This window comes from Variovorax sp. dw_308 (assembly GCF_019207085.1).
In the GTDB taxonomy this organism is placed as follows: Bacteria; Pseudomonadota; Gammaproteobacteria; order Burkholderiales; family Burkholderiaceae_C; genus Variovorax.
In genome coordinates this window covers 25,914-49,792 of the sequence record NZ_JAATOM010000019.1, presented here as the reverse complement: position 1 = coordinate 49,792, position 23,879 = coordinate 25,914, and the positions used below count along the sequence as shown (strand labels likewise).

The following is a 23,879-nucleotide window of genomic DNA, read 5'->3' as shown; positions in this document are numbered from 1 at the left end:
CTCACCACGTCAGGCGCCACACGTTATGTGGGGCGTCGAGCCGCCCGAGATGCAGCGCCAGACGAAGGCCACTAGCGGGCAGCTGAACACGACCTCTCAGGGTCTCGAGTTGCTTGACGCCAGAGGTTTGCAGCGTCACGTCGGCTCCTCTCTCGACTTTGATAGTCAGAGCACCATCTTGGATCCAGATAGAGGCGAGTTGCTTGCTGTCGGGATAGCTAGCGGTGCCTGGCGGCGACTGTCGCAGCGGCACAGGCATGGCGCCCACGACTTGAGCGCACCCGGTTCTTGTCCACTGGTCTGCCGGCTTCGCATCGTCACCGAGGACGGAGCGGTGAGCGAAGATCATGTGGTCCATGAGGACTGCCGATTTCGCTCCAAGCTTTGCCTGGCCACAGAACGGGCACTCCATCGTGTCCGACCACAGGAAAGTGCTTCCGCAGCCCCCACCTGCTTCCGAGCACTGAATCTGCAGGGCAGCCGCAGCTTCCAGCACTTCCGCCCATTCCGCCAGGGAGGGGCGAGCTTCGGGTTCGCTCAGACCGTCCTGAAAGCAGCGTTGGAATAAAGTGCTCAATTGAGAGGTGCAGACAAACTCTCGTGGAATTCCTGCGGTTGCGCGATTGCGATCGTCGGAATCATGGTCGACCCAAGGGACTTCGCCTCGGAAGGCCGCCGCCTCGAGGTCGCTGTCCGCATCGACCAAGGAACCACTTTTAAAAGGGTGCAACAGAGTAAGTGTCTGGAACGCGATGATCGCGAAGCTCCAGATGTCTGTGTAGGTGCTGATGCCGAGTTGGCCGCGAAATATCTCGGGGGCGCCGAAGTCCGGCGTGTAGATCTGCAAAGTGCTGGTTTTGACCGCATAAGTGAGGTTGTCGCAGTCGATCAACCAAACCTGATCGTGTTCGACCGAGCGCGATATGAAGACGTTCTTGGGCGATAGGTCGCCATGTGCAATCCCTAGCCCGTGTAGGCGGGCAAGGATCCGCGCCAAGCGCGCCAGTAGACGCAGGCGACGCTCGAGGCCGCCGGTCGCGAGGAATCCGGCCAAGCTGTCCTCGATGAGCAAGTGCTCGTGCGCCTGCCTGAGGATTTCCTCCAGCGGGATAAGTCCATCCATCAACTCCATCACATAACCCGGTCGCGGCTTGGTGACTAGGGCTACGGGCATCGCGATGGGCAAGTCGTTTTCGTCGATCGGCATGCGCTGGACGGCGGCAATCTGCCGCGACCATGCTTCCGTTCTGGGATCTCCCGCGGAGTGTCTGCTTACCTTGACCAAAAATCGTGGGTCCTGTGTCGGGCACACGATGCCTTGGCCGCCTTCTGCTATGCGCTTTCCCAACTCGTACATGCCGCCCTTGTCGTCGAAGACCCGCGGCTTTCGCACCGGCTGGCTGTTGGGCTGTTCGGATGTTGTTGTCATGAATTCCTCCTGTCCACAAAGATGGCGGCCAGCGTCTTGTCGTCGGAGTGCCCTGGCGTTGCCCAGTTGGTGAGTTCGCGCTGTAGCCATTTGCGAGCGCCCCGGCGGGACCGCTTCTTGAACTCTCCCCGGACGGCGCAGACAAAGCCCTCAATCAAGTCTTGTGGGATGTCGTCAGAGATCCCGTCCGTCATGAGCAAGAGCGTGTCGTCGGCGTTGCCGAGAACAAGGTCGGCCGAATGCCAAGCTGACCAAGCCGTGTCGACACCTAAGGCCCGCGTTTCATTTCCAAAGCCGCCTCGCTCCGGGGTGAGAATCTTGATTTGCCCGTTGACAAGACTAGCGATCAGACCGTCCCCGATCTGCCAAACGCGGGTGTAACCGTCCACATCGCAAATAGCGAGCAGGAGGGTAGTTGCCGCCACCGATTTGTCGCTCCAGGGAACCTTTTGCAACCACCGCCGGTAGATTTCCGTCGCCACGTCCCGCGCGGGCAGAGTTCGCCACGCGGAAGTACTCTCCCACTCTCGAACGACTGCTTGGGCCGACCGAACAGCGACTTGCGCTCCTTGGGCGCTGTGAGTGCGGGATCCCAATCCGTCTGCCACAGCGGCGATCCACCCGCCCCTCCAGCCTTTGACCAAGTGGGCATCTTGGCAACCCTCATTGACTTCCAAATGGCCAGGCCCTGTGACACTTGCGCCGACTGCGCGCAGCATCAGATCGCATCCAGGTCGAGGTCGTCGCCGGGAATTTCGCTCATGTCGAAAGTGAGGGGTCTGTCAGGTGTGGGGCTCGACGAGCGCGCCACAACACTCATCGTGACTGCCCGGAAGAAGCGTCGGATATCCTGCGCTTCATGGGCTTCGAATACCGGCGCTTCCGCATCGTTGGCAAACTGCGCCAGAAGATCCCTGTCAGCGTCAGCGCCGATCGCCATTGCGATGCGCGACGCTTTTTGCCCGCGCTCGCTCGATTTGAGTGCTGCCAAGGGCGCCTCCCACTTGTCGGTGGGCGCGCCGTCCGAGACGAGAACCAGCACGGGCCGGTATGCGCGGGACGGAATACGATCCTTGTCTTCCAGGAGTTGCTTGGCGAGTTCAAACGCCGCGCCCATTGGCGTAGCACCAGCGGCCGAGAAAGAGATAACTTCTTTGACCGCGTGGGCGCTGACGAGGGGGAGGTGAAGTTCAGCCTCCCCCCCACCAAAGGTGATGAGGCCAACCTGAATCTCCGCACGCAGCCGCGACTCATTGGCAAAGCTCGTCACCATCTGCCTCACAGCAACGTTGAGCGCCTCTATTTTTCCGTTTTCCGCCATGCTGCCGCTGACATCGGCGAGGATGATCACGGGCAAGGGGCGCGCTTGCGGAGCGGCGAACGCCTTGAGCTTTGTTGCGACACCGGGTTTCTTGTCCGGGGCGATCTGGGGTGTGTTCATGTTCTTGTCTACCGCATTGCGGATGATGGTTGCGTTGAAAAATCGGCTCTCGTTGTCTTCGTTCATGCTGGCCCAGCCCATTTCATGCTCCTTGTTTGCTTAGTGATGGCTAATTGAATGGCAGTGGCGCTGAGCGCGGGGCGGCGACTTGATCGCGTGAAGATCGTGGCTGCGATAGGTGGTCACGACGGCGCCATCATGGGAGACCAGCACTTGAATACCGGCGGCTGCCGCGAGATCAATACCCTGGGCTGAAAACTTTTGGACCTCCTTGCGCCCGATCACGAAGAACGTGACGCCTTTGGCGTGGATCGTCCTTCCATAAGTGAGGGCAGCATCTATGTCGTCCAAGCCGATCCCGCGTTGCTGCATGCGGGTGCTTGCGTGCTTGGTCAAAGTAGGCAGCGGTACTGCTACTGCAGAGGGATTCGTCGGCGTGCTCGCGTGGTTCAAGATGGTCTCCAATCTGTGTGCCATCCCGTATGCGAGGATCGTTCCAGCTCGGGACCACTCTAATTTCCTTTCAAATCAATGGGTTACGATTTCTCTGACTCATGAGAGCGTAATAATATTTACTTTTTCAATACCATTTCTTACGTCCTCGCAATGTCGACGCCTGCAGTCATCTGCAACTTGGCCAACCGGTTATCTAGCGTCTGATAGTTCGAAAAGCCCAAGAGCCTTGCCGCGGCAGACTTGCGCCCTTCGGCTTGCTTCAGCGCGCGGCTCAGGTACGCCCTTGACACGTCGTCAAGCACTTCTTGCAGTTGGAAGCCAGGCGTCAAAGGGCGATCCAACAAGCTCGCGTCTGTTCGGGGAGGTCGCAGGATGGCTGCAGTCACGTCCGCTGTTCCGATTTCCGGGCCGAGCGACCAAATCGACGCTCTGAGGAGCGTGTGATACAGCTCTCGAACGTTTCCCGGCCAGCTGTGCGCTAACAGCAGCGCTTTCGCGTCTGGGGCAAGAGACTTTTCCTGAGCCTCAGGGCGCCCTTTCGCGTCCGCATTGATTTGCCTGAGAAAAGAATCCAACAGAAGCGTGATGTCTGCCCCTCGCTCGCGCAAAGGCGGCAATCGCAAGATCCCAACTGCGAGGCGATGAAACAGATCCTCCCGGAACCGGCCACTGGCTACGTCGGCGAGTAAGTCGCGGTGAGTTGCCGCAATCACACGTGCATTCACCTTAACTGGCGACGACTCTCCCACCGGTGTCACTTCCCTCGCCTGCAAGGCGCGGAGCAGTCGCACTTGAGTTTCGAGAGGAAGGTCACCTATTTCGTCCAAGAAGAGCGTTCCGCCGTCCGCTTCCTGGAAGTGGCCCTTGCGATTCGAAGTGGCCCCCGTGAAGGCGCCCCGCTTATGCCCAAAGAGTTCCGAGTTCGCCAGTTCGGGGGGAATGGCCCCGCAGTTGACCGCCAAGAAGGGCTTCCCATTCCTGGCACTCGTCGCATGGATAGCTTCCGCAAATAGCTCTTTGCCCGTTCCAGTCTCGCCCAGGATAAGAACGGGAACTTCGTGAACGGCGATCCGCTGCGCTAGGGCTACTTGGCTACGCATGCCTTCGCTGGCATGAAGGATCTTGGCGAAGCGTGTACTGACGTCGACTGGGCCCGCCGCGAGCCTGTCGATGCGGTCGCCGGCGCGTTTGAGGAACTCCGGCAAGAAGTCGCTTGCGAGGTCGAAGAAAAAGTCTACCGGCTCGAGCCCCTTCTCGCGGGAAGTTTGAATCAGGGTCGCCGGAAATCGGGTCTTCGCCAGGATGATCCAGATGGCCGCCATCGCTGGCGTGCCAGGGCTGAGATGAAACGTGAGATCCACTTCGTCCCTGGGCAGTCGAGCCTCTTTCAAATTCCTCGAAACCTCGGCATAGATCGAGGCGTAGTCGATGGGGCTTCGCAGATCGATGCCATACAGGTCGACCTTTCCGTCGGGGTAGTCGCATTTTTCCTGCAGCCACGCGCAAAAGTCACGACTCCGTTTGAACGGATAGTTGGTCAGCAAGTACACGCGGTCGTAACGTTTCGGACTCGAGAGTGCTGTGGCAATGGGACCGAGGTCGGTCTCCGCCCCCTTCTCCGCTGCTTCATGGTCCGTTCGGCCAATCCAAGAAACCAACCAGCTTTGCCTTGTCATTTGGTTATGATAACCAATCAAACTCGAAACGTAACTATTCTTATAGGTAGTAGCGCGAGCAGATCCCTTCCAATGATGCTGGACCGCAGGGATGTCATTTACAGGGCATACAACCCGTTCGCAGCAGATTTCGCTGCGCGCCAGGCAATCGATCACCTATTGGGCTATTCCTCATGGGCTTATCCAAATCCGACCATCAGATGCGCGAAGGATCTGCACGTAGCTTTCATGAACGAGGAGAGTTGGACCTCGATCTTTTGACACCCACAGGACGCCCGATGCTTCGTGTACCGTCCACGAACCGGCCACGTCAAACTGGTCAATTATCTGAATGTTGCCTACTGGCAAGCCACAGTTCCTGGGAATGCGCAAGCAGTTTTCGATCGCCGAGAACCGGGCAAAACCGAGACTGACCTTCGGCACATTGAGGCGGCCTTCAACTTCGTGCGCCGATCGACCTTTATGGTCGCGGTAAATTGAAACCGTTAAAAGCTGCACGTCTAGAGTGTTCAAGAGCTTCGCCCATTCTAAATTTGGCAAATTTGCGACCACAGCGACATAGCGCGGAATGTGGCGAAGAATGCTTTCGGCGCGCTTAGCATCAACACCCTCGAAGCCGCGCATGAGGCTGGTAATACAACTGTCTTCCGGCGCGCCATAGCGAAAGCACCGCACCTGAGGGAGCACATGGCCTTCAAACGAGTGGCCGGCCAATTCGACTTCGATCACAAACCAGTGCGAAAAGCTCTTGTGAATGAGAGCCAGATCAGCGCTGCGCCGCGTTCCTTCGAGGATGAACGTGCCGGCAAAGACGCCGCACATGTAGCCAGGCAGTAAACAGGTTAGCGCCTTAATAACTTGTGCCTCGAAATCGATCTCCAGGAAGGAAGTCGGGTCTACAAGTTCGAAAATGTTGTCTTCCTGACACTCGCCGATGAAAAGTCTCTTCACGCCTTGCTCCAGCTAACTTCGGCTACGCCATCCATGGTCTCTTCTTCATCCTGCAGACGCTGAATCTCCGGTCCGCTGGCGACCAACGTATAAATCACCGCGCCCTCTTTCTCCTTCGCGGGACGCACGACTCGCCCGAGGCGTTGAATTCGCTGCCGCCGCGTCGCTGTGCTGGCCGCGATAATGCCTATCTCTGTTTCGGGTACGTTGAAACCCTCATCTAGGGCACGGCACGTAACCAGCAGATCTATCTCCCCGCGGCGATATCGGCTTAGCATCGCCGCACGATCTCGGAGCCTCATCTTTGAGTGGTAGACGCCGCAGCGCACGCCATTTTCCGAAAGGACACTTTGAATAAGGTCGCACGCTTCGATGTCTTCATGGAAGACCAACGTCTTCCTTCCACGATTCGCTGCAACAAGCCGTAAAGTTATGCGAATTCGATTGAGGCTCAGGTTCAGCACACGGGCGCGCTTGAGGTAGAGGGCAACTGTTTGCTGTGCTTCAGCACCGTGATGTCCAATTGATCGTGCGATCGCTTTGCTCAGTTTGTCGTACTCAGCCTGCCGGTCATCTTCAAGTTCAAAAATGATATTGCGCAGCTGGAACGGGACTATGACGCCGTCTCGGAGCGCAGCCGCGTAGTCATAGCTGAAAATGACAGGGCCAAGAGCAGGAATTAGGACATCTTTTAATCCTTCATCATAAGGCCGCTCTGGGGTTGCTGAAAGACCGAGCGAAGCGATGCTGTTCACTTGTAGCGCGGCGCGGAAGTGCTCGGAGGCAGCCTTGTGGCACTCGTCAACGACCAAGAAGCACTTTTGGCCCTTCATCCGGCCCACGAGCTTGGCGGCCGTGTTGAGCACAGCGATATTGATCGTGCCGACGCGGAAGCGCAAACTGCCGTTGACAATGTTAATTTCGTCGAGATTCAGGTCAAAATAGCTCGCAGCTTCTTCCCACCACTGCTCAAGCAGCGCCGCCGTGGGAACAACGATGAGCGTGGCTTCAGGCTTAATTCGATCGATGCAAGAAAGCGCGAACACCGTCTTTCCGCCGCCGGTTACGACGCTTACTATCCCGCGATGTTCAGCGCGCTCCCATTCGGCGAGCGCTTCCACTTGCCATCCGCGAGGCGCCAGCTTGGGCAAATGACCTCTCCGTCAGGTTTCGGTCTGGCCGCCGAAAAGCCCAGCTGTGGCCTGAGCGCGCACCTCGGCATCGGCGTTCGCCAATTGTTCGGCGCGAGCGCGCAGCAGCCCGTTTTTAAGATTGCGTACGCTATCCGGATTTACGCGAGCAATGAGCTTGCTGGTCTTGAACTCGGCCACGGCATCGAAAATGTACTGTTGGACGCATTCGGCAATTGCGTCTTTTGCTTCAAGCGTTTGATAGTACGGATGCAGGCCGTTAATAATGACGTGGAGCACACCGGCCTGCGAACCTGGCACAAAAACTACGTGTGGCTCATACTGGCTTGTCTCCTTCACAGAGATGTTGACTTGAAGCTCCGGGAGAATATTGAGGCGTCCCACTTCGTCTTCTGCGGTCAAGTTCAAAAGCTGTTGCTGATTGTTTGCCATGATGATTTCAGGCGGAGGCAACGTAGCGCTCGCCAATGCATCCTTCATCTCGGCGCTGGTGAACTCGGACTGCATGTCCTTCACAAGATCGCGCACTTGATCCCGCGACCACTTCGCAACCCCGCGTCCGGAACTTCGCCGGCTCTTCGCATACTCGACGTAGTCCTTCGTCTGTTCAACCAGGAACTTTTCGAGCGCTTCCTCTTCCTCTCCCTCGAAAAGTACCTTGTCCTTCGTATGGGAGACGCCGAAACCGTCAAGCAGAAGAACGCCAGTCACGCGCTGCGTAATGAGATTGTTAGCCCCCTCATCGTCCACGCCCCCGAAGATCACACTGGGCTTCCAGGCAGTCGGATACCCTTGGATTTGGCGCCCATTCTGGAACATAGAGAAGCCCCCATACTTTCTCCCCCCCTTTCTAAGGACGCCAATCCAGCCATTGATGGTCTTACCGTCGACCGTGAAGGTCGAAAGGTCGCGCTTCATCACAATCCCGCTTGGATCTGTATCCCAGTCGCTTTCCTGAGGCGGGAGCACTTCTTCGCCGTTGTAAGTCAACTTCATCTCAACTTGGCCACTTTCGCTAGGACGCAAGTCGAACATGTACATCGAGCCGAGGTAATCCTTGATCGTTTGCTCGGACCGAGTTTGGATGACCCGTCGGAGCTTGCTGATCGATATCTTTGTGTAATGCTCATCGCGGCTGACGTTACGCATAGTAAGGGGCACCTTTGCTCCGCGGTTGGCGATGGCATCAACGTCGACCGTCGCAGTCCACTCTTCGCCGCTCCCCAATTCACAAGTTGTGACGACCCAGTACGCGCCGATCCAGCATGCGGCTGTTTTCATCCCCATACCGTACTTCGAACGGCCCTTGCTGTCTGGCGTAGGCTGCGCGATCCGCAATGCTGCAATCAAGTCCATTTTGCTCATTCCGATTGAATTATCGGATATCGTCAAGGTCTTGTTTGGCCTGTCGTGCACTATCGACACCGTCAATGGTTGGCCTTCGACACGTAAAACCTCGTCAATTAGATTGCCGTAGTTCAAGCGGGATTGAGTGGAGTTATCGACAAATTCACCTAGCGCAAACCACATCGTATAACTAAGTCGGGCGTAGGCGTCGATTGCCCTTGGGCCAACTGTGAGTTCCGCCTCGTGCACTTCTTTCTCCGGTACTTCAGCCGTCACTACGTCAGTCATTTGCTATCTCCTCAAAATGTTGAACTTTGCCGACCGTGGTCGGCCACCCTTAGCAGGCCGGGAAGCAATGTCATTCTTCTCGAAGCGCCAGCCCTCGTTTTGCTTACTGCTACCCAAGGGATCCGAGCACTATGCTACCCGGCCGCCGCTGGCGGGCCCCATACTGGCCGATTGCCTGATCGGCTTTATCGTAGCGACGACTCGGCCTGGGCTTAGGGTGATCTCGGTTTCAGTGCAATCTCTTGGCGGTCAAGAACCGCGGGTGCGCCGATCCTCCCTGGAGAACTGGCTTTGGCCATTCTGCGCCAAGTTCAATAGCGACCTGTCTGCGACCTTTGGATTTTCATCGGGAAGCTGGATCAAGCGCGCAGAAGTACCGAAACTGAGATTCCCCTAGCGGAGGGCGTTGGGCAAAAGCGATCTCCTCCCTCCGAAGCGCCCCGCAGTTGTGCGGTCTCAGCACGCTGCTCCGCTAGTTGTTGCTCCAGCGTTTCGAGCTTGCTGCGCGTAGGCCAGCGCCGAGTCCACCCTCACCCGGGTGAAGCCAGCTTCGACCTGCGCCTAGTCGGCCTGTAACCGCTAGCACATTTCCGGCTCCGGCCGCGGCAGGACATTTTCAGTCTGTGCCTTAAGACACGGCGCCTTGAGTCTTCCTGCCTGTTCACGCTCCCCTTCACCGCAGCGGCTGGCCGCCAGGGCCAAGGCCGCCTAACTGGCGGCCGCCTAAACGCTGCAATGGTTTGGAAGCTGCACTAGCGACCGTCCATCTCATCTTTTGAGTTATAAGCGTATCAAGCACATGCCGGCGTACAGGAGATAAAAATGCAGCTTGACGAGGGCCAAGCCTCAGAAGTGGTTGGAATCACGGTGGATAGGCTTAGGGAATTAGGGGCAAGCGACGTTTTGGAGGGCATACAGGAGAGTAGAAGAGCAGGGGTGGAAGAGCCTGTCCCTGACGATATGTCGTCGAGGAGCGGTGGTGTTGGATCACTCCGGCGAAGACCGCCCACGGAGCCAGAGTTGCTCCTTATTGTTCTGGAGCGATTGAAACAGAGGATCTTCATTGTTCCGGAGATTGCCAGCGCGATAGAAACAAGGATTGGCAGAGCGATCGAATGGCGAGTAGACCCCGAGTTCGTCGACCCATCGCAGGCGCCGCTCTTCGAGGCCGGCTTAGACGAGTTGCGCCCCGCTGGACTAGAAGAAGTTCAGCAACTAATGCGGGAGATTGAGCACGCTATAGCTAACTCCTCGGGGAACTTTCGTGGCTAGTGCGGCTGAACTTGCGAACCTCAAAACTCAGATTGAAAAACTTCTCAATTTGAGCGCAGCAAAGCAGCTTCTTCAACTGAATTCGAATACGTGCGATCGAGCTTATGAGGCTTACGTCTTCGCACTATGCTGCGACGCTGTAAAGCGTGCCGGCGGAAAAATCGAACTCATTGGGATTAAGAGCGGCAGCAACCCTTCGCCGGTCGTTTTCCGCGGGGCTCCTGGTAGCATGTCTTCACGTGCGCAAAATTATGTATACGCCGACGGTTCGCTTGGTTCAAAGCGCTTCGAAATCCACGTCGATGTCGAGTATCAAGGGACGTCCGGAGCTTTACATGAGTTGGATGTGTCATTCTGCGAAAAGGTGCATGCGGAGGCGGTGCGAAATAGTTTTGGAACCCCCAGTGCGCCCAAGCTCCATGTAGCACTCGAATGCAAGTTCTACGAGGCAACTCCGGGAGTTAGTCTCGGTAGAACTTTTGTCGGCCTGGTGGCAGATTGTGGAACGCTTAGATTCAAAGGATTTATTGCCAACATCGCCTCCACGAAGCTTCAGCAATACTTTTCCAAAACAAGCAGGCCGGATCCTTTTTTGGGGATGGTCCCATCGCACGCAAACGACGAAGAGCGCTTCTTGAGCAACTTGGAACACGAGCTTCGTAAATGGTCAGGAGCATGAAGCTAATCAATTAGCTACATGGTCGAGCGATGAACTCGGCGATGTTGGCAAAGCTCATCATGAGTGCACGAAGCACTCATGGCAGTCGCGGGATTCGACGGGCAAGAAATGACGACAATTACCGATGACAAGGGCGGTTTACCTTTGCGTTTCTATTGTTCCATGCAAGGGGCTTCAGCTCGACGAATGCCGCCAAATTTTCGCGCCGTCGTTTCGCTCGCCAAGTGCTTTGGCGCATGAGCGACTTGTTGGCCCAGTGAACGGAAGCTCTCCCTTGAACCAAACACACCATCGATCACGCCGCATTGGCAGGGCCAGGTGCTGTCCGCGCGGCCGGTGAACTCACCGAGGTCGTCGCTATCCGCCACACACTGACCGTTCTCGATGGCTCGATCTTTGGCGAGCCGAGCAGGAGGCCCTGTCGCCATCCTCGGTGGCAGTCCTGCTGGCTCATTACGACAAGCTGCGCAGCGTGCGAGTGACCGGCTGAACGGAAAGATGGAACCTTGGATCTAACTGGTCACTGGCACAATCGCAACGAAGCTGCCTGACTTCGTCTGGCTGCAAATCGTGCTGCAAAGCAGCGAGCGTCGCAAGTGGCAGAGAAGTTGGTCCCCAGCAAGAGGGGGGTGGCTAGGGCTCGAGGCCGATGCTGCTCCTTACCGTACCGAGGCTTTGTTGCACGGCGATGTCGGTGAGTTTGAGCAGGTTCAGGCGCAGGAAGCACAGCAATTCGATTCATGGCGCCTGCCGCGCTTCGTGCGAGCCGTCCATAGTAGATAACCATTTTGAAGTTGTTGGTACTGACTCACTGCGTTTAGCAGCGGATGGAGTTAATGCCGGAAGTTCGGGTTGGTGAAGTAGTCGCACAGGAACACCGGTTATCAGCAAGGCCGTTGTCGGCGAGAGTCGGGCTCTCGGGCTGCGGCAGCCTCAATGAAGTAGACCCCGTATCTCCTTGCAGAGCGGTGACTACGATGCCACGCCAATGGCGGCAATCTGCGAAGCTGGTTCTCACCCAAAGACGCAATTTATTGCTGTGGTTTTCCTTGCATAGGCATAAGCAGTGGAGCAAGATGTGAATTCAAGAGCCGCTTATGGGAGTTGGCGACCGGAACAGAACTAACAGGGGCATGACATGCTGCAATCGGCGAAAGCTCTCTTCCCTATGGTAACGACGGTTTGTCTGACTTTGGCTTCGTTTCATGTTTTTGCAATAGAGGTTGTGAATCAGAAAACAGTCCACCGTTTAGCGCTGTCAATTGGAAATGAGGCCTACGCCGCCAATGGTTTTTGGACAAAATTGTTCGCTCCCAAGCGCGACGCAGTGGACATCGGTGAAATGTTTAAGCGAGCGGGATTCAAAGTCACTGTTGAGACAGACCTTGACAGCAAAAACTTGCGAAAGACCATAGAGAATTTCATTTACGAAGTTGAAACTGTGAAGCGAGACATCCGAAACAGAAACGCAGAGGATTCAGAAGCTGTGGTTGCGCTCTTCTTCTATTCTGGACACGGTTTTGCTTTAAATGACTCGCCGTACTTGCCTGGCACAGATGCAACCGGGACTCAACTGGAAGATGTAGTTCCTAAGAGCTATCGCTTAGCACAACTCGTAAACTTTTTGACACCTAAAGACAATGATGTCGATTTTCTGTCTGTACTAATGATCGACGCTTGTCGTCAAACAATTCAGCTGCCGAGCCGAACATCAGGTCAAAAGGGCGCAACGTTCGCCGCAAAAACATTTGCAGATATAGGCGGAGTTGGCAGAATCGCAATCTTTGCAGCGGTGAACGGACGACCCTCATACGATGCCCGCGAGGGAGTTGCTGAGAATAGCGTTTTTACCCAGGCCATCAAAGACGCCGCGAATGATCCGTCCGCTCTGGTATCCTTCAGCCAATTCGTATCGTACGTTGAACGTCGAACGCCCGAAATTTCCAAAGCCCGGTTTGACGTGCGGCAGTTCACGGAGGTGCAAAAAGTGGGAGTAGAGAATGATTTTCTATGGCGCAAAACAGACGAAGCGGTAGTCAGTACTAAAGTATCCGCTTTGAATCAAAAGGGAATTGAGGAGCCTTCGATTGGCTTTATCAATGTTGGTCAATTGAAGAGTAGTGCCCAAGGCAGTGATGCCAAGACGATTTGGACTTCTGTCGCCGTTGCCGGGGGGGAAGGCGACAATACGAAAAGTATCAAGAAGGGCGATAAAATTACCCTTTTGACAAATCCAATTGTTTCAGCGAATATACCGCAAAAACGCGTAGTATGCTTTCCCGCGCGGGGAAGATTATTAGATGTGGCCCCAGAACGATGCACAGAGATGACGGTTGTTCCCGCGATACGAATGGGAACTATTCCGAAGGGATTAGAAGTAACGGCCGTCGAGAATTCAGTGAATGTGGACGGGCAGACATGGGTTAAGATTCTATTTGATCGAAAGGCTCCGCTATGATTAGATCGAAGAAGCATTATCTTTGGTGCGCCACCCTTGGTCTGTTGGTAGTTGGCCTGCAATCGGCCTATGCTACGGAAGAGCGGACATTTAACGAATACATACTGCGCGCTGTTGATGTTGTGGCGGGAAGCAGAGCCGGCTTAGGGTATGACAAAGGGTCGTATACACAAGATTTAAAGTTTGGCAACTCAGGAACCTTGATCGCAACGCGTCCGCCGTACACAATGTGCGTGGCAGCCCAGGTGGAAGTTATGCACGCCGCGCTGGATTTATATTGGCGAGACAACCCGAAATCAAATGTTTTCAGCTTCCTGCCTTTTGAACAATGGCAAAAGCTTAGACCTGGCACGCTTCGAGGAAAGATTTGGTTGGTCGAAGACTCTGGTTCGTGGGGAACGGCGTACGCACTGGAGTACTTCGGCATGGGAGAGCAGCGCCCCTTCGACAAACTGACGCCCGGATCACTAATTAACTTAAACAGAGAAAAGACTGGCCACGCCGTAATATTTCTTGCGTATATCGATAAAACTGGGAGTGAATTGAATATATTTTCGGACGCAGTTGCTGGCTTCAAATATTTTTCCGCACAGGGTTCTCGAACGACCGGTGGTTTCGGTTATCGCTATGGCTTTTTTAGGGAGGCTGGATGTCCAGTACTTGATGACAGCAAACGGCGCGATTGCGGAATTATCCGCTCTGTAAATGCACGCGTTTTAAATACCGGTGTTATGCTCAATCCCCACTATTGGGATCCAAAAAAGCGTGATAAAGCGCTGGCATTCAGCCGGGCTACACAGAAGGGGCCGGAATTAGATGTCGATATGAGCTATTTCGATGGACGAACCACGGACGATTAGGGATGTCCTGCATAAATCCGGGCAAGTCTGCTTGCCCGAGCGTGATGTGCCTGCGACGATCTGAACGATGAAACAAGCCGACCTGGGCCTTTGCAGCCTGGCGTAGTGGCGCCGCGCTTCTGAATTCCAGCGCTCGTCGGGAAGAAACAGCTGCTCCCGGCCGCGGAAGCTCAGTGAATGCTCGATCCAGACCGAGCCATTGCGCACCGCCCGGCGCAGCGCGAGAGGGTGGCGACCTCCATCGCCTTGAAGGCGCGCTCGCGGTCAGGGTCGGCAATCGCTTCGCGCCAGGCCGGGCCCAGGCGCAATGCCCCGACTTCGGCAGGAAGTCGCTTGGTGCCGCCGGCGTACGCGACCCGCAGCCTGTGCAGGGCATCGAGCACTGGATGACCCCCAGTGGCCTGCCAAGGCAGGCGACTCACGCCCGCGAGCAGCGAGCGCACAGGGGCAATGGCGTCGATGAGTCGCTGCCGGGTGACCGATGCTCGAGTCGGCGGACGCTGAGCACGGCTGGAGGCTACAAGATTGCGCAGGCTTGCACGAAGCTCGGCATCTGGCACGGCGTCATCAGCGGTGAGATCGGAGATCTGCTGAAGCAGTTGCTGGTACTGCTGCGCCCAATCAAGCGCCGCAACACCGTCGGCGCATTGCCGCCACAGGTCAGCCACGCGGCGCTGAAACATGAAGATGATCTGATCGGTCGCGGTGAGCAAGCAGTAACGCAGGAAGCAACTCAGCTCGAGCGTTCGTGCCGGCTCCTTGATCCTCGCGCTTACCGACGGCGGCCGTGCGGCCGTGCGCCGGGCGTAGCGGCGCACCAGCTGTTGAAGTCAGCTAACGGCGCTAGCCAAGCGTGAAGTGTAATGAACATGTGCTTTTAAAGTAATAAAGTTGTGCTCGCAGGCGATGTGATCTACGGGCACGCCGGAAGCCGGTCTAGCGAAGCAACTCCGGCAGAAGCGCGACGACTCCACGCCGCCTGATCATGGCCGCAACGAGCTCGCGGCTTCGCCGCTCGATAAGCGCCATCGACCTGGGCAGCTTCGAGATGACCTCACGCTGGCAATCGACCTGCTGGACAACTTCGAACCCACTCAACCACCGCACGATGCCGGTGGGCGGATGCAGAGGCTTGCAAACGAGTGCCGCCGGATGTCGGCAGCCCCACCAATGCATCGCCGCGAGCAACCACGCTACGGCGTCCGCATGCGCTGGCAACACCCTGATCGTCGCGCTGTGCAGATCGAATCGAAGTGTTGCCCGTGCGATCGCGCGCCGATGCGCATGCGACAACCGTGCGCGCGACCTGCGCAGCAGCAACCGCATGAGGCGCACGCAATCGCCAAGCAACTCCTGCGTGCCGAAATGTGGAGACGCATCCAGAGCGGTTGTCCGCGACATCGCATGCTCCTTCGAGGTACCGCCCCGTCGCCTTGGACGCCGTGCCACGCGGCGCCAGTGGTGAACGAGCTTCGCGCGCTCGCCCATCATGGATTGAACGGGCGCAGGCACGCCGCGTGCAGCACCGGCCACGCGGTGCCGCGCCTGCGCGAGACCGGCGCGCACCCAGTGCGCCTGCGCGATCATGCTCGCGTGCAGGACCTCAGGTGCCGCAGTTGGCAGCACGAGGATGGGGAGCACCATTGCTACACCTGCAGAGGTACGGTTTGCTGCGCGACCACGTAGCCGGACTCCTGAACTGCGCGCTCCCAATGCAAAGGCCCGAGTTCCAGGGACGTGGCGTCCCACTGCACGCCGTTGATCAGCATCGACTCGACCGCCCGCGTGAAGTAGTCCATCGGAATCTCGGCCATGCCGTACAGCTGCGCGGCCGCGTGCGCATGGACGAAGGCGTTCCACAGCGCCCCGGCCGAATGCTCCAGCCGCAGGCCTGCGCCATACGCCAAGGGATAGAAGAACGCGGTGAATGTGTCGCCGGTCACCTCCGGATAGCGACTCAGGTCGTAGCTGGCCAGGCAGGTGGCCGCCTCGGAGGCGGTGGTGATGCCCCGGAAATGCAGTTGCTCGATCATGAAGCGGGCCACGATCTGTTCGTCGCCAGCCAGCTGGTAGCGGGCCTTGTGTTCCATCAAGTGGGGTTGACCCACCAGGAAGGCGTGAGGTGTAATGAAATTGTGCTTGTAGCGTAGTAAAAGTGTGCTCGCGGGTCGCCTTGCGCGATGTTCGCGCAGTCGACATTGCAAGCGCGCCCAACGTCTATGAGCGGGGTTCAACGCGTGGCTTGCAACTTGACGCCGGGGGAGGGCGCACCTTCACTCTCAAAACGCGGCGTTCGCCGCCATTTGCTGCGCCGGATTCGTCACGCCGTCGGTCTTTGAGTAGTAAACATGTGCTCATGCGGATCACGGCAAATTGGCGCATCTTTACTACAGCAAGGCGGAAAAGCACGAAATTACTACCGGAAAATGCGAAGTAATGTTGTGCTCGCAGTCACTCCGCGACGCGTTAACTCATTGATTTAAATGGGTTTTGCTAAATAGCAACAAACACATTTTCATTACTCTTCACGCCATCTGGACCTAGCGGGGGAACGATTCGGTACCCAACGCAAGAAGCAGGTCGACATCGCGTAGGTAGGCGATGTGGTCCTCGGAAGTGTCGTACGCGACCGACGCCTACTCCGGGAGGCCAGCCTTGCGCAGGGTGCGTGCAAATCGATCAGCATCGCGCCGGCCTACGTTCGGCATTCGGATCGCCAATTCCTGCGTGATCGTGAAGTCCGGCGTCAAGCGCATGACCTGCGCGGCCGCTGCTTGCGCCTCAGCGTGCTTTCCCAGTTGGGCGGCCACTGCAGCAAACCAGAGATGGCCGCCCTTGAATTCGGGCAGCTGTCGCGCCACGCCTCGCAACAGCGCGAACGCATCCTCGTAGGCCTCCATCTGAAAGTAAGCAAAGCCGCCAAGGGCATCGCATATCGGATGAATGAAGGGGTCGACGCTCTTGATGCGTTTCATGTACTCAATCGCTTCTGGTGCCCGCCCGTAGTGCGCCAGAACCATCATGTATGGATGAAAGACGAGATTCGGATTGAGCTCGAACGCGCGGACGAATTCGGCACACGCGTCATCGGGACGCCAGTTCCAGTGCAGTGCACTTGCCAACTGCGCATGCGCCTCGGCCGAACAGGGGTCGAGTTCCGCCGCCTTCTGGGCCCAGGAGCATGCGCGCGCCAACGTCGACGCCTGCGCATACTCGGCGCGCAGCGGTCCTTGCTCAACAGGTTCGAGCCAAGTCCACAAGTCTAAGCTTGCAAGCCTGACCCGCGGACGCGCATACGCCGGGTCCGCGGCGATCGAAAGTTTCAGCAGGCGCCGCGCCTCCGGTATGCGCTGCGCCCGCTCGCCCCAGAGTAGTTGCGATGCGACGGCGTGGCCTTGCAAGAAATAGTCGTAGGCCACCAGAGAGCCAGGGGGCTTGTGTAGCGATCGGTTCACCTCCGTCATCGTGAGTCGGCCCACAATGCTGCCAACGATTCGTTGCACCAAGTCGTCCTGAATGGCGAAGATTGCGTTGCCGGTCCGGTCATAGCGTTGTGCCCAGAGCTGCAGCCCCGTGTCTGCTTGCACCAACTGCGCAGTAACGCGCACGCGCTCGCCATCGTGGCGTACGCTTCCTTCGACCCGATAGCGGGCACCCAGATCCAGGCCCAGTCGACGGGCATCGAACCTCTTGCCGCGCGAGGCAAATGCAGTCCCTCGGGCGATGACGTTCAAGTCGGTGAAATTCGACAGGCTTGTGATGAGGTCGTCGGTGAGCCCGTCGCCGAAGTAGCCGTCAGTTTCGTCGCCCGCCGAGGTGAACGGCAGTACCAGAATCGTCGGTGGATCGGCGACCGTGCGAACCTTAGGGGCGCTCGCGGTCGTCAGCGCGGCATCGAATCTATAGCCGCGCCGCGGCACGGTCTTGATGATCCGCTGCGTCTGGTCGCACAGCGCTTGCCTGACATCGCTGATGCACTGCGCAAGCGATTCGTCGGTCACCACGATATTCGCCCAGACGGCCCGGATGATCTCGTCCTTCGTGGCTAGGCGGCCCGGGTTCTGCGCCAGGTAGCGAAGAACGTCGAAGCTCTTCGGACGCAGGTCTACCGTGCGGTCGCCGTGCATCAAGGCGCCGCGCTCCAGATCGAGCGTCCAACCATCGAAGCAAAGTGTGAGTCGACCTGCCACAAGTCTGCCCTCAACGCATGCGACAAGGCGTTGCTGTCCGGACCACATTGCTGATCTTTGGGGAAAGTTTCATGGTTCCTTCACGACCTCGCGCTGCCCTTCGGATGCAATGGCGATGTCAACACAACCGGGGATTTTCATCATGAACGCTGCGAAGAAATTGACGTCGTTTCAGAACGAATTTTGGCACCGGCGTGCGTTGTCGGTCGCCTTGGGAAGCATGGCGCTGTCTGCGCCGCTCGCCTTCGCCCAGACCAGGCTGCGCCCCACTCCGGAGCAGCAGCTCGGCCCGTTCTATCCGGTTGTCAAGCCTTTCGATCAGGATGCGGACCTCACGATCACCGCGGGCCGATCCGGGCGCGCCGAAGGTCAGGTCATCCATGTCATGGGGCGCGTGCTGGACGTGCGGGGCGACCCGGTCGCCGGTGCCCGCATCGAGATCTGGCAGGCTAACTTGCACGGCCGCTACACACATGGGAGTGACCGCAACGCGCAGCCGCTGGACCCCAACTTTGAGGGCTTCGGACTCCAGACCACGGATGCGCAAGGTCGTTATCACTTCAAGTCCATCAAGCCCGGCGGCTACCCCGCGACACCCGACTGGATGCGACCAGCCCATATCCATTTCGAGGTGAGCGACGCGCGCAACAAGCTGGTCACGCAGATGTACTTCGACGGCGACCCGTTCAACGACAAGGATCGCTATCTGCAAGCGTCATGGAACAAGGACGCGCTGATCGCCAAGGTCCTGCCGCCTACGAAGGAGCTCGAAGTCGATTCGCTCCTGGTGCCTTGGGATATCGTGATGCCACTGCATGTCAGCTCGGCGTAAAGGAACACCTGCGGATAATTTTATTTGAGTGAGACGATCGATGAAGCGTTTTCACACGGCCATCTCGGCCGACTCCTGCCCGTCGCATTGATTACGGCTCCCCGCGCTCGCGCCCGCGCCAGTGAGGTCACGATCATCCCCGCTTATCGAGGGTAGAGAGGCGGCGAAAGGCCGCAGCCGATGTTCGGAGCCACCGTGGCTACCCAGGACATTAAAACAGGCTCCTGCTGACTTTTAATCCGTTGGTCACAAGTTCGAATCTTGTACGTCCTACCACCAAAACCCGCATGGGATAAGGAAAGCCTGCTACTGAAAAGGTAGCAGGCTTTTTTACTTCCGGCTCCCGCACCCAGTCCGTCTCCAGTTTTCGGCCCGATGCTCTTGGCGTGACGCCGCGACAACAGCGCGTGAGCGCCGCTCAGAGAGCCGCGCAGGCCGCCGCTGGCCCGCTGGTACCCGGGCGCGGAGATCGCGCCACAGGGCCGCGTGACGCAGCCCTACCGCCATAGCGCCGACGACCCGATACGCAGGTATTTACGAAAGACTTGCACCCTCTCGCGATCGGTTTCACGAAGCCATGTGAACAGGTTGTCCTGCAGGCCTCGAAGTTCGAAGTCGCCGCCGGGATCGTTTTCGATCTGGCGCGTGCGCGTGTCGATCAGCCCACTCCACTCGTGCGCCTTGCTATCCAACGTGAGCAGCAGCGACTTGACATCCAGTCCAAAAAGCCAGCGCGAATCGTTGACGGCCTCCCAGAAGGCGTTGCGCGCCACGTCGTCGTACTTGCCCTTCATCGCGAGCGTTCCGACCTCAGAAGCTTTGCGGTAGACCGCGAGCCGTTTGTCGAACAGGTCGAGGCCGGCGCATCTTCGACAAGGCGGTGAAGCCGCTGAACCTCGAAGGGCTGGTGGCCAAGCGCCTGGACAGCGTCTACCAGTCGGGCGTGCGCTCGCCAGACTGGGTCAAGGTCAAGCGCAAAGGCGCGGTGCCGGCCGAACGATTCAAGCGCGGCCCGAAATGACCCGGACGGCGCGCCGCATCCTGCTCGCCGTGCTCGTGGTGCAGGTGTTGGTCCTCCTCGCGCTCGCGGCTTGGGTTGTGCTGGCCCTCGACAAGTAGAGCCGCCCAGAGCCGCTTCTGACCCGGGTGGCCTGCTGGAACCGGAGACGGCTGAACGCGGCGCGTGGGGCCGCCTGACGCGGCAGTGAGGCCGCCTACACTCCAGCACCAGGCGGAGAGGTGACACTCGTTGGCGAGCCGGCTGGAATAGGCGGCAACGGCTCAATGATTTCCCCGCTGGAGAGCGTCCAGCGCCAGCGTGCCAGATCCGACTGGCGGTCGACGAGGCATTCATGAAGTTGCTTCTCGGCGAATTCCAGCGAGTAATCAAGCGCGTTGAGGCAGATGTTCCGCCGATGAACATCCATTTTGGAACTTGCCAGATGCGGCTCGGCCACCTGAAAGCAACCGGCAAGGTTGGACACAGCCATCGCGGCTCGGGCATCTGGGAAATCAAGCGGAGCGATTTGCGCCAGCTTGCTGATTTGAGAGTGCAGGCCAGCAGATTCAGACAGCGCCGCAAGCATCAGATCATCGGGCACCTCAAACGTGAGACGCATCTCCCCGGCGCACACACGGCACATCAAGATCCCGGCGCCGATGAGCTTGAGCTTTCGGACCTCCTCTTCCCGATGCGCGTCACGCTGCTGCTGGTGCTGGCGGTGGACCTGCCAAGCGATTACCACCGCGCCGATCAGGATGGCGATAAATGATGCGATGACCTGTCCCCACGCAGCCCACCCGGCCTTGGTCATGCAGGTCGCCCACGATTGAAAGCCCCCCAGCCGCAGGCAGAACTCTGGAACAGCTTCCATCACGCGCCACCCCGGTGGACGGTGCTGCTGGCGTGCAGGGCCCTCTCGTGCTCGGCCACTTCCTCGGGCGTCTCAGGCACCCAACGCTCGATGAGCGTGCCCTCAATGCGCTCGGCCTCGGGATGCTCGATGCGGATCTCGGCCTCGGTGCAGTGGAAGCGCGTGACGCGCCCCTTGCCATTCAAGGTCGTGACGCGCCAGCGGCAGTGCTGCTCCAGCCTCATGGGCGCACGGCACCCGCCGACCACAACCGGTCGCGAATGAGCGCCTCCAGTTCACGGTAAAGAGGCTCGCCCTTCTCGACAAGGATCTCGAAGCTCGAAAAGTCTCGGCGCGCATCACTCGGCAATTCCAGCCGAATTTTGAACTCGGTGAGCGCCGCTCTAATCATTTGCTCGATCTGATCAAAGAGAGCGTGAATCTCCGGCAACATGAAGATCGCATTGCGATCAACGAACACGACCAACTTTTGCCGTGCAGCGTTGCACTTGCCCAGCGTAAGCCAGTCAGTTGCGGTTCGAAAGTAGGCGGTTCGTTTGTCCGCGTCATCCAAAGCACGAAGGTCAGACTTCTGCCATGGGTCGATGTCCGAGTTTTCGATGAAGTGCTCGGCTTGCCCCTCATTCATGCGCTGAAATTCATAGACGGTGCGCCCCCGGCCAGTGTGCTGGCGAACGCGCCAGTAGGCTTCGTGAAGCACGGCCCAACCTTCGGTGAGGCTGTCGAACTCTTGGGCGTTGAGTTTTCGCGCGCGGTCTAGCTCGCGATCTATCGAGCTTTGCAGGTGGCGCAGCGACATTTCGTGTTGCTGTTCCAGGTTCTTGAGCTTTTCGTCGAACCGGCTGTCCAGCCACTTGCTTGACAGGTGCTTGAACGCCTGCCATGCGGCGCCAAGCCCGAGGATGACGAGCGCTGCGTACCCGCCCAGTTTCGCGAGCACCTCAGCCATGAGTGAAGTGTCAGACATCGGTATCCCTCAGCCCACCGGGGACGCGTCTTCATCCTCGCCCGGCGCGCGCGGCCCGATGCGGTCGTCATCGAACAGTTGCATCAGCTGACGACCCCGGCGTTAAAAGCGTCGAGCCACGTCGGGTACGACAACTCGCTCGATTCGAGGTCGACCCAGATGGACGCGTCCTCGGTGCTCTCGTGCAGGACCCAGCAGAAGTGGCCCGGGTCTGGATCGTCGACGAAGACGCTGACATGGCGGAGGTGGCTCATCGCAATCCTTGGTGGAGGAAAGGATGTTATCCAAACCAGCAGCGCGGCCTATCATGCATGACCCGCCGCGCCCGACCACGCATGAGGAAGGTTTGATGATCTATCACTATCGAATCGATGTGAACGACAAGCAGTTGATCGACCACATTCAAAGCGCCCAGAAAAATATTCGGGTCCCGTGGGAGATTGAGCCGCGCTTCGACCCGACCGGGCGCTTCTGGGTATGCAGCGTGCGCTGCTCGACGGATCAACAGGAGGCCAGTTGGGAATTGCACTGCGGCGACATCAAGCAGCGGGACTTCGGGCCGTCTGGACAGCCACCCGTGCCCTGATCGCGCGCTGCGGGGGCGCCTGACGCGGCGGCGGGCTATAGGTGCAGAATCTCAGTCATGCCGCTCGTCACCATCACCGCCGGCCCCAAGTTCCGCGTCAGCGTCACCCATCAGACCGCCGGGTAGGTGCGCAGACCCGGATCGCGGGGCTTTACTTCCTTCGCAATCCCCCGCCCGAGCGCCTTGGCGGCTGTCTTGAGGTCGTATGCGGCCTGCATGTTCAGCCAGCCCTGCGCGTCCTCGGCCGTGCCGCCGAAGTGACGCGCGAGGCGCAGCGCCGTGTCGGCGGTGATCGCCCGGCGCTCCAGCACAATGTCGCCCACGCGCGACGGCGGGACGTGCAGCGCGCGGGCGAGCGCGTTGATGCTCAGGCCGAGCGGCCCGAGGTAGTCTTCTCGCAGCACCTCGCCGGGGTGAACTGCTCGCATGCCTGACGCGGTCATGGCGTTTCCTCTTCACTTCTGCCCGTAGGGCGGTTTTCGATACTCAGTGGGGGTCCTCGATCCTTACCTTTGCCGGGCCGGCGTCCCCCCACGAGAACGTCAGCCGCCATTGATCATTTATCCGGACGTGCCACACGCCGCCGTACTCCTTCAGGTCATTGCCCGGGGGCATGCGCATGAAGCCGATGGTTGTAGCCGAGTCGAGCATCTGCAGCTTTCGCGTTGCGACCTTGGCAATATTGGCGAATCGGGCGCATCTGCCCGACCGGAACAGCGCCTCGGTGTCTGGGCAATCGAATGACTGGATGCTCATGGTCAGTAAGTTTATACCGTTTGACGGTATCGCGCATCCCGTCGCACGGCATAGGCGGGGCGCGCTTACGCTCAGGCGAAACGCGTATCGCCGCCAAATTTCAAGCGAGCCTTAGACCGCGTCGACCTCGCCGTCCATCACCGCCGCTGCCAGCCGCGTGACCACGCCAAGGAGCCTGCTCTCAAAACCCGATGGCGCGCGAATGGCGGCCAGGGCAGTCACGGAAAACTCCAAGCAGGTGACGGAGGTGTTGGCACGCATCTTCAAGTTTTTCGGCGGCAAGTTCAAGCCGTGGGGGATGGTCAAGCTCGATCGTTGGGTGCAAGTCGGGGGCAAGGTGGCTGGCCCACTGGTGGCTGTCGCCGAGGCCTACTTCAACTACCATGCGGAAGAGGCGAAGGAGAAGGCCGACCGGCAGCTCCGCACCTTGCGAGCCGACATGCGGGCCAGCTTCGCCGACATCGCCCGGCAGTTCGATGCAGTGCTTCAGGAGCAGAGTGATGCGCTGCTGACCCAGCTCTACGATAATCCGCTCGAAGACGCCTCAGCCCTGGCCCGCGAGATCGTGGCTGGCGGAGACCACAGAACGGCTCTTGCTCAGCAGTTGAGTGGGCTGGTAGAGGACGTGCGGCTGCAGATCGAGCTCGCGGTGCGTTGACGGCCGCG

General features: G+C 58.5%; 27 protein-coding genes and 1 tRNA gene. 10 read left to right on the top strand and 18 right to left on the bottom strand.

The window, feature by feature from the left end:
- Position 1 precedes the first annotated feature (1 nt).
- From HCU76_RS27290 to HCU76_RS27255, 8 genes are all read right to left on the bottom strand, one after another.
- The gene (locus tag HCU76_RS27290) at positions 2-1,429 is read right to left on the bottom strand and encodes a serine/threonine-protein kinase (protein WP_213956741.1); all 1,428 of its coding nucleotides are present in this window, start codon (positions 1,427-1,429) and stop codon (positions 2-4) included.
- Positions 1,426-2,148: a PP2C family serine/threonine-protein phosphatase gene (locus HCU76_RS27285; protein WP_213956740.1), complete on the bottom strand. Its 723-nt coding sequence runs from the start codon at positions 2,146-2,148 to the stop codon at positions 1,426-1,428. The genes HCU76_RS27290 and HCU76_RS27285 overlap by 4 nt, the downstream gene beginning before the upstream one ends.
- Positions 2,148-2,951, bottom strand: coding sequence for a VWA domain-containing protein (locus HCU76_RS27280; protein WP_256354495.1), 804 nt, complete (start codon positions 2,949-2,951; stop codon positions 2,148-2,150). The genes HCU76_RS27285 and HCU76_RS27280 overlap by 1 nt, the downstream gene beginning before the upstream one ends.
- Positions 2,952-2,969: 18 nt before the next feature.
- Positions 2,970-3,323, bottom strand: coding sequence for a DUF4258 domain-containing protein (locus tag HCU76_RS27275; protein WP_256354494.1), 354 nt, complete (start codon positions 3,321-3,323; stop codon positions 2,970-2,972).
- A 140-nt stretch (positions 3,324-3,463) separates the two neighbouring features.
- Positions 3,464-4,876 (bottom strand): sigma-54 dependent transcriptional regulator, encoded by a 1,413-nt coding sequence (locus tag HCU76_RS27270; RefSeq protein WP_345944709.1) that lies wholly within the window; start codon positions 4,874-4,876, stop codon positions 3,464-3,466.
- A gap of 297 nt (positions 4,877-5,173) precedes the next feature.
- Positions 5,174-5,953, bottom strand: a complete 780-nt coding sequence (locus HCU76_RS27265; protein WP_213956737.1) for a hypothetical protein — start codon at positions 5,951-5,953, stop codon at positions 5,174-5,176.
- Positions 5,950-7,104: a DEAD/DEAH box helicase gene (locus HCU76_RS27260; protein ID WP_218511098.1), complete on the bottom strand. Its 1,155-nt coding sequence runs from the start codon at positions 7,102-7,104 to the stop codon at positions 5,950-5,952. The genes HCU76_RS27265 and HCU76_RS27260 overlap by 4 nt, the downstream gene beginning before the upstream one ends.
- Before the next feature lie 12 nt (positions 7,105-7,116).
- Positions 7,117-8,739: an ATP-binding protein gene (locus HCU76_RS27255; RefSeq protein ID WP_213956735.1), complete on the bottom strand. Its 1,623-nt coding sequence runs from the start codon at positions 8,737-8,739 to the stop codon at positions 7,117-7,119.
- Between the two features lie 822 nt (positions 8,740-9,561).
- Here HCU76_RS27255 and HCU76_RS27250 point away from each other — a divergent pair.
- The 4 genes from HCU76_RS27250 to HCU76_RS27235 all read left to right on the top strand — a co-directional run bounded on the left by HCU76_RS27250 (position 9,562) and on the right by HCU76_RS27235 (position 14,008).
- On the top strand, positions 9,562-10,011 hold the full coding sequence (locus HCU76_RS27250; RefSeq protein WP_213956734.1) for a hypothetical protein: 450 nt from the start codon (positions 9,562-9,564) through the stop codon (positions 10,009-10,011).
- Positions 10,004-10,690 (top strand): hypothetical protein, encoded by a 687-nt coding sequence (locus HCU76_RS27245; RefSeq protein WP_213956733.1) that lies wholly within the window; start codon positions 10,004-10,006, stop codon positions 10,688-10,690. Before HCU76_RS27250 ends, HCU76_RS27245 begins: the two co-directional genes overlap by 8 nt.
- 1,138 nt (positions 10,691-11,828) lie before the next feature.
- Positions 11,829-13,148 (top strand): caspase family protein, encoded by a 1,320-nt coding sequence (locus HCU76_RS27240; RefSeq protein WP_213956732.1) that lies wholly within the window; start codon positions 11,829-11,831, stop codon positions 13,146-13,148.
- Entirely contained in the window at positions 13,145-14,008 is an 864-nt protein-coding gene (locus HCU76_RS27235; protein ID WP_213956731.1) for a hypothetical protein, read from the top strand. The genes HCU76_RS27240 and HCU76_RS27235 overlap by 4 nt, the downstream gene beginning before the upstream one ends.
- A gap of 170 nt (positions 14,009-14,178) precedes the next feature.
- On the opposite strand, the gene HCU76_RS27230 is transcribed toward HCU76_RS27235, so the two are convergent.
- From HCU76_RS27230 to HCU76_RS27215, 4 genes are all read right to left on the bottom strand, one after another.
- The gene (locus HCU76_RS27230) at positions 14,179-14,826 is read right to left on the bottom strand and encodes a hypothetical protein (protein ID WP_218511097.1); all 648 of its coding nucleotides are present in this window, start codon (positions 14,824-14,826) and stop codon (positions 14,179-14,181) included.
- Positions 14,827-14,944: 118 nt separating this feature from the next.
- Positions 14,945-15,652 carry a hypothetical protein gene (locus HCU76_RS27225; protein ID WP_213956729.1) on the bottom strand — a complete coding sequence of 236 codons (708 nt, stop codon included), beginning with the start codon at positions 15,650-15,652 and terminating at the stop codon, positions 14,945-14,947.
- Positions 15,653-15,654: 2 nt separating this feature from the next.
- Positions 15,655-16,098 (bottom strand): hypothetical protein, encoded by a 444-nt coding sequence (locus tag HCU76_RS27220; protein ID WP_213956728.1) that lies wholly within the window; start codon positions 16,096-16,098, stop codon positions 15,655-15,657.
- A 546-nt stretch (positions 16,099-16,644) separates the two neighbouring features.
- Positions 16,645-18,135, bottom strand: coding sequence for a winged helix-turn-helix domain-containing tetratricopeptide repeat protein (locus HCU76_RS27215; protein ID WP_256354512.1), 1,491 nt, complete (start codon positions 18,133-18,135; stop codon positions 16,645-16,647).
- 205 nt (positions 18,136-18,340) lie between these two features.
- Between HCU76_RS27215 and HCU76_RS27210 the strand changes: the two genes are divergently transcribed.
- On the top strand, positions 18,341-19,030 hold the full coding sequence (locus HCU76_RS27210) for a protocatechuate 3,4-dioxygenase subunit beta (protein WP_213956726.1): 690 nt from the start codon (positions 18,341-18,343) through the stop codon (positions 19,028-19,030).
- Positions 19,031-19,235: 205 nt separating this feature from the next.
- Positions 19,236-19,306: transfer RNA gene (locus tag HCU76_RS27205), tRNA-Ser, on the top strand.
- Positions 19,307-19,527: 221 nt separating this feature from the next.
- On the opposite strand, the gene HCU76_RS27200 is transcribed toward HCU76_RS27205, so the two are convergent.
- On the bottom strand, positions 19,528-19,824 hold the full coding sequence (locus HCU76_RS27200) for a hypothetical protein (protein WP_213956725.1): 297 nt from the start codon (positions 19,822-19,824) through the stop codon (positions 19,528-19,530).
- A 71-nt stretch (positions 19,825-19,895) separates the two neighbouring features.
- On the opposite strand from HCU76_RS27200, the gene HCU76_RS27195 reads away from it, so the two are divergent.
- Together HCU76_RS27195 and HCU76_RS27190 are read left to right on the top strand one after the other, a co-directional pair.
- Positions 19,896-20,051: a hypothetical protein gene (locus HCU76_RS27195; RefSeq protein WP_371319911.1), complete on the top strand. Its 156-nt coding sequence runs from the start codon at positions 19,896-19,898 to the stop codon at positions 20,049-20,051.
- Between the two features lie 331 nt (positions 20,052-20,382).
- Complete coding sequence (locus HCU76_RS27190; protein ID WP_213956723.1) at positions 20,383-20,802, top strand: hypothetical protein; 420 nt, start codon at positions 20,383-20,385, stop codon at positions 20,800-20,802.
- A 101-nt stretch (positions 20,803-20,903) separates the two neighbouring features.
- Here HCU76_RS27190 and HCU76_RS27185 read toward each other — a convergent pair whose 3' ends face one another.
- From HCU76_RS27185 to HCU76_RS27175, 3 genes are all read right to left on the bottom strand, one after another.
- Positions 20,904-21,128, bottom strand: a complete 225-nt coding sequence (locus HCU76_RS27185) for a hypothetical protein (protein ID WP_213956722.1) — start codon at positions 21,126-21,128, stop codon at positions 20,904-20,906.
- Entirely contained in the window at positions 21,125-21,853 is a 729-nt protein-coding gene (locus HCU76_RS27180) for a hypothetical protein (RefSeq protein ID WP_213956721.1), read from the bottom strand. The genes HCU76_RS27185 and HCU76_RS27180 overlap by 4 nt, the downstream gene beginning before the upstream one ends.
- A 101-nt stretch (positions 21,854-21,954) precedes the next feature.
- The gene (locus tag HCU76_RS27175; RefSeq protein WP_256354491.1) at positions 21,955-22,125 is read right to left on the bottom strand and encodes a hypothetical protein; all 171 of its coding nucleotides are present in this window, start codon (positions 22,123-22,125) and stop codon (positions 21,955-21,957) included.
- Positions 22,126-22,178: 53 nt separating this feature from the next.
- On the opposite strand from HCU76_RS27175, the gene HCU76_RS27170 reads away from it, so the two are divergent.
- A complete protein-coding gene (locus tag HCU76_RS27170) occupies positions 22,179-22,457 on the top strand; it encodes a hypothetical protein (protein ID WP_218511096.1) in 279 nt (92 codons plus the stop codon).
- 110 nt (positions 22,458-22,567) lie between these two features.
- Here HCU76_RS27170 and HCU76_RS27165 read toward each other — a convergent pair whose 3' ends face one another.
- Together HCU76_RS27165 and HCU76_RS27160 are read right to left on the bottom strand one after the other, a co-directional pair.
- Complete coding sequence (locus HCU76_RS27165; protein ID WP_213956719.1) at positions 22,568-22,900, bottom strand: HigA family addiction module antitoxin; 333 nt, start codon at positions 22,898-22,900, stop codon at positions 22,568-22,570.
- A 43-nt stretch (positions 22,901-22,943) separates the two neighbouring features.
- The gene (locus HCU76_RS27160) at positions 22,944-23,213 is read right to left on the bottom strand and encodes a type II toxin-antitoxin system RelE/ParE family toxin (RefSeq protein WP_213956718.1); all 270 of its coding nucleotides are present in this window, start codon (positions 23,211-23,213) and stop codon (positions 22,944-22,946) included.
- 250 nt (positions 23,214-23,463) lie between these two features.
- Here HCU76_RS27160 and HCU76_RS27155 point away from each other — a divergent pair, with 250 nt between their 5' ends.
- Positions 23,464-23,871, top strand: coding sequence for a hypothetical protein (locus tag HCU76_RS27155; RefSeq protein ID WP_218511095.1), 408 nt, complete (start codon positions 23,464-23,466; stop codon positions 23,869-23,871).
- The last annotated feature ends 8 nt before the right edge of the window (positions 23,872-23,879 follow it).

Excerpts from the sequence above, each read along its gene's own strand:
- HCU76_RS27225 (WP_213956729.1), bottom strand. The coding sequence starts at position 15,652 with ATGGTGCTCCCCATCCTCGTGCTGCCAACTGCGGCACCTGAGGTCCTG.
- HCU76_RS27160 (WP_213956718.1), bottom strand. The coding sequence starts at position 23,213 with ATGAGCATCCAGTCATTCGATTGCCCAGACACCGAGGCGCTGTTCCGG.
- HCU76_RS27285 (WP_213956740.1), bottom strand. The coding sequence starts at position 2,148 with ATGCTGCGCGCAGTCGGCGCAAGTGTCACAGGGCCTGGCCATTTGGAA.
- HCU76_RS27250 (WP_213956734.1), top strand. The coding sequence starts at position 9,562 with ATGCAGCTTGACGAGGGCCAAGCCTCAGAAGTGGTTGGAATCACGGTG.
- HCU76_RS27220 (WP_213956728.1), bottom strand. The coding sequence starts at position 16,098 with ATGGAACACAAGGCCCGCTACCAGCTGGCTGGCGACGAACAGATCGTG.
- HCU76_RS27290 (WP_213956741.1), bottom strand. The coding sequence starts at position 1,429 with ATGACAACAACATCCGAACAGCCCAACAGCCAGCCGGTGCGAAAGCCG.
- HCU76_RS27200 (WP_213956725.1), bottom strand. The coding sequence starts at position 19,824 with ATGAAGGGCAAGTACGACGACGTGGCGCGCAACGCCTTCTGGGAGGCC.
- HCU76_RS27240 (WP_213956732.1), top strand. The coding sequence starts at position 11,829 with ATGCTGCAATCGGCGAAAGCTCTCTTCCCTATGGTAACGACGGTTTGT.
- HCU76_RS27255 (WP_213956735.1), bottom strand. The coding sequence starts at position 8,739 with ATGACTGACGTAGTGACGGCTGAAGTACCGGAGAAAGAAGTGCACGAG.
- HCU76_RS27185 (WP_213956722.1), bottom strand. The coding sequence starts at position 21,128 with ATGAGGCTGGAGCAGCACTGCCGCTGGCGCGTCACGACCTTGAATGGC.
- HCU76_RS27190 (WP_213956723.1), top strand. The coding sequence starts at position 20,383 with ATGAAGTTGCTTCTCGGCGAATTCCAGCGAGTAATCAAGCGCGTTGAG.
- HCU76_RS27215 (WP_256354512.1), bottom strand. The coding sequence starts at position 18,135 with ATGCACGGCGACCGCACGGTAGACCTGCGTCCGAAGAGCTTCGACGTT.
- HCU76_RS27165 (WP_213956719.1), bottom strand. The coding sequence starts at position 22,900 with ATGACCGCGTCAGGCATGCGAGCAGTTCACCCCGGCGAGGTGCTGCGA.
- HCU76_RS27210 (WP_213956726.1), top strand. The coding sequence starts at position 18,341 with ATGAACGCTGCGAAGAAATTGACGTCGTTTCAGAACGAATTTTGGCAC.
- HCU76_RS27175 (WP_256354491.1), bottom strand. The coding sequence starts at position 22,125 with ATGAGCCACCTCCGCCATGTCAGCGTCTTCGTCGACGATCCAGACCCG.
- HCU76_RS27235 (WP_213956731.1), top strand. The coding sequence starts at position 13,145 with ATGATTAGATCGAAGAAGCATTATCTTTGGTGCGCCACCCTTGGTCTG.
- HCU76_RS27280 (WP_256354495.1), bottom strand. The coding sequence starts at position 2,951 with ATGGGCTGGGCCAGCATGAACGAAGACAACGAGAGCCGATTTTTCAAC.
- HCU76_RS27180 (WP_213956721.1), bottom strand. The coding sequence starts at position 21,853 with ATGGCTGAGGTGCTCGCGAAACTGGGCGGGTACGCAGCGCTCGTCATC.
- HCU76_RS27170 (WP_218511096.1), top strand. The coding sequence starts at position 22,179 with ATGCATGACCCGCCGCGCCCGACCACGCATGAGGAAGGTTTGATGATC.